The following is a 2,885-nucleotide window of genomic DNA, read 5'->3' on the forward strand; positions in this document are numbered from 1 at the left end:
GAGGGGCTGGGGGTGGGCTTTTCTTCTCACGCCACCGCTTCCTCCAGGCTTGGCTCGCTGGTGGCCTCCAGAAGACGCCGCTCGATCGCCTTGATGCGCGGGGCGGCGGTGATCTTCTCGCCCAGCAGGTCCGTCACGTAGAAGGTGTCCGCCGCCCGTTCGCCATACGTCGCGATATGGGCCGAGTGGACCATCAGTTTGGATTCGAACAGCGCATGCGCCAGCCGGTTGAGCAGCGCCGGGCGGTCGCGCGCGTTGATCTCGACCACGGTGAAGCGGTTCGACGCCTTGTTGTCGAACAGGACGCGCGGGCGCACGTCGAAGGCGTCGGCGCGCGGGCGCGCGTCGGGCTTGGCGACCAGCTGCGGCAGAATCTTGATGCGGTTGGCGAGCGCGTTCTCGATGGTGAGTTCGAGGCGGCGTAGCTGCCCGTACTCCATGAACGGGCGGCCGAGCGGGTCCTGCACGAGGAAGTTGTCGACCGCGCGGCCGGTGCGGGTGGTGTGGATGCGCGCGTCGATGATGTTGCCGCCCGCCAGATGGATGCCCCCGGCGATGCGGTAGAACAGGCCGGGGTGGTCCGAGGCGATCACCGTCACCAGCGTCGCCCCGCGGGCCGGGTAGTATTCCGTCGAGATCGATAGCGGTTCGTCGTCCGAAGCATCGAGCTGGATGAGGTTGCGGGCGATGACGTCTTCGGGTTCGGCGATCCAGTAGGCGTCGCCGAGGATCGCGCCGACCTTCTCGACCAGCGCGGCATAGGCACCGCCCATCGCCTCGACCTGCGCCTTCTTGGCCTCGACCCGCTTGGGACGACCGAACTCTGCGTGCCCGAGACGCAGGCGTTCCTCGGCTGCGCCGTAGAGCGTGGCGATCAGCTGGCGTTTCCACGAATTCCAGGTGCCCGGCCCGACCGCGCGGATGTCGACGATGGTAAGCACCGTCAGCTGGCGCAGGCGATCGACCGACTGCACGACCTCGACGAAGTCGGCGATGGTCTTGCCGTCCGACAGATCGCGCTTCATCGCGGTGGCGGAGAGCAGCAGGTGATGGCGCACCAGCCAGGAGACCAGTTCGGTCTCCTCCTCGTCCAGCCCGAAGCGCGGACACAGCTTCAGCGCGATCTCTGCGCCCAGCACCGAGTGGTCGCCCTTGCGGCCCTTGGCGATGTCATGGAGCAGCACCGAGACGTAGAGCGCCCGGCGCGAGCGGACCTTGTGAATCACTTCATGCGCGAGGGGGTGGTCGTCCTTCAGCTCGCCCTTCTCGATGCGCGAGACGAGGCCGATGGCGCGGATGGTGTGCTCGTCCACCGTGTAGTGGTGGTACATGTCGAACTGCATCTGCGCGTTGACGCGGCCGAATTCGGTGACGAAGCGGCCGAACACCCCCGCCTCGTTGAAGCTGCGCAGCGCGACTTCGGGGTTCCGGCGGCTGGTGAGCAGTTCCATGAACAGCTCATTGGCGCGCTTGTCGCTCCGCACCTCGTCCTTGATCAGCGCGGCATCGCGGGAGATCAGGCGCAGTGTTTCGGGGTGGATTTCCAGGCCCTCGCGCTCGGCGAGGACGAAGATCTCGATCATCCGGACGGGATCGCTCTCGAACCAGTCGTCCGAGGGCGCGCGCAGACGGCCGCCGAACACCTTGTAGCCCTTGAGCAGCCGTTCGCGGGCGCGGAAACCCGCCAGCAGCCCGCGCGGCTGGCGCTTGGCGAACTGCTCGTCGAGCTGCGCGAGGAACACGCCGGTCAGGCTGCCGACCACCTTGGCCTGCAGGAAGAACATCTGCATGAAACGCTCCACCGCGCTCTTGCCGGGGCGGTCGGAGAAGTTCATCCGCGCCGCCACCTCGCGCTGGAGGTCGAAGGTCAGGCGGTCCTCGGCGCGGCGGGTGATGGTGTGAAGGTGGCAGCGCACCGCCCAGAAGAAGTTCTCGGCGCGGCGGAAACTGCGGTATTCCTTGGCTGTCAGCAGCCCCACGTCGACCAGTTCGGCGGGCGAGCGGACCTTGTGGATGTACTTGCCGATCCAGTAGAGCGCGTGAAGGTCGCGCAAGGAGCCCTTGCCCTCCTTGACGTTGGGCTCGACGACGTAGCGACTGTCGCCCATGCGCTTGTGGCGTTCCTCGCGCTCGGCCAGCTTCTCGACCACGAACTGGCGCTCTGTGCCCGAGACGACGTCCTTGAAGAAGCGGGCGCGGGCCTCCTCGTAGAGGTCCTGGTCGCCCCAGACGTAGCGGCCCTCCAGCATCGCGGTGCGGATCGTCAGGTCCGACTTCGACATGCGCACCATGTCGTCGAGCGAGCGGCTCGAATGGCCGATCTTCAGCGACAGGTCCCATAAGAAGTATAGCATCGCCTCGATCACCTGCTCGCACCACGGCGTCTGCTTGATCGGGGTGAGGAACGCGATGTCCACGTCGGAATGCGGCGCCATCTCGCCCCGGCCATAGCCGCCGACCGCCATGATCGTCAGCCGCTCGCCCTTGGAGCGGTTTCCGGCTGGGTAGACGTTGGTGACGATGTGATCGTGGATGACGCGGATCAGCTGGTCGGTGAGGAATGCCTGCGCCTCGGCGACCTCGTGCCCGGCCGAGGGCTTGGCGTCGAGGCGGCGGGCGATTTCCTCGCGCCCGTCGGCAAGGGCAGTGCGCAGCGTTTCGACGATGTAGCGCCGTCCCTTGGCGGCGCCATAGGCTTCCACCAGCTTCTCGATCGTCTGCACAAGTTCGCGCCGGTCGATCACGGAACGCGGGGAGGGGATTCGGATCACGCTGCTCATGTGTCCTGACTTAGAGACTGCCTTGGAATTGGGGAAGTATTCGTCGCCCCGGACTTTTGTGCCCGAGGGGGCTTCAACAAGTTCGCCCTGAGCGGAATTGAGAGG

1 protein-coding gene is annotated in these 2,885 nt (G+C 66.3%); it reads right to left on the reverse strand.

Going from position 1 to position 2,885, the window contains the following annotated elements; all coding sequences use genetic code 11:
- Positions 1–26 precede the first annotated feature (26 nt).
- On the reverse strand, positions 27–2,780 hold the full coding sequence (locus tag LH128_RS16765; RefSeq protein WP_008830854.1) for a [protein-PII] uridylyltransferase: 2,754 nt from the start codon (positions 2,778–2,780) through the stop codon (positions 27–29).
- Between the last annotated feature and the right edge of the window lie 105 nt (positions 2,781–2,885).

It is taken from the genome of Sphingomonas sp. LH128, from assembly GCF_000293195.2.
GTDB classification, from domain to species: Bacteria; Pseudomonadota; Alphaproteobacteria; order Sphingomonadales; family Sphingomonadaceae; genus Novosphingobium; species Novosphingobium resinovorum_A.

Coding starts and splice junctions, on each gene's coding strand:
- LH128_RS16765 (WP_008830854.1), bottom strand. CDS start 2,780: ATGAGCAGCGTGATCCGAATCCCCTCCCCGCGTTCCGTGATCGACCGG.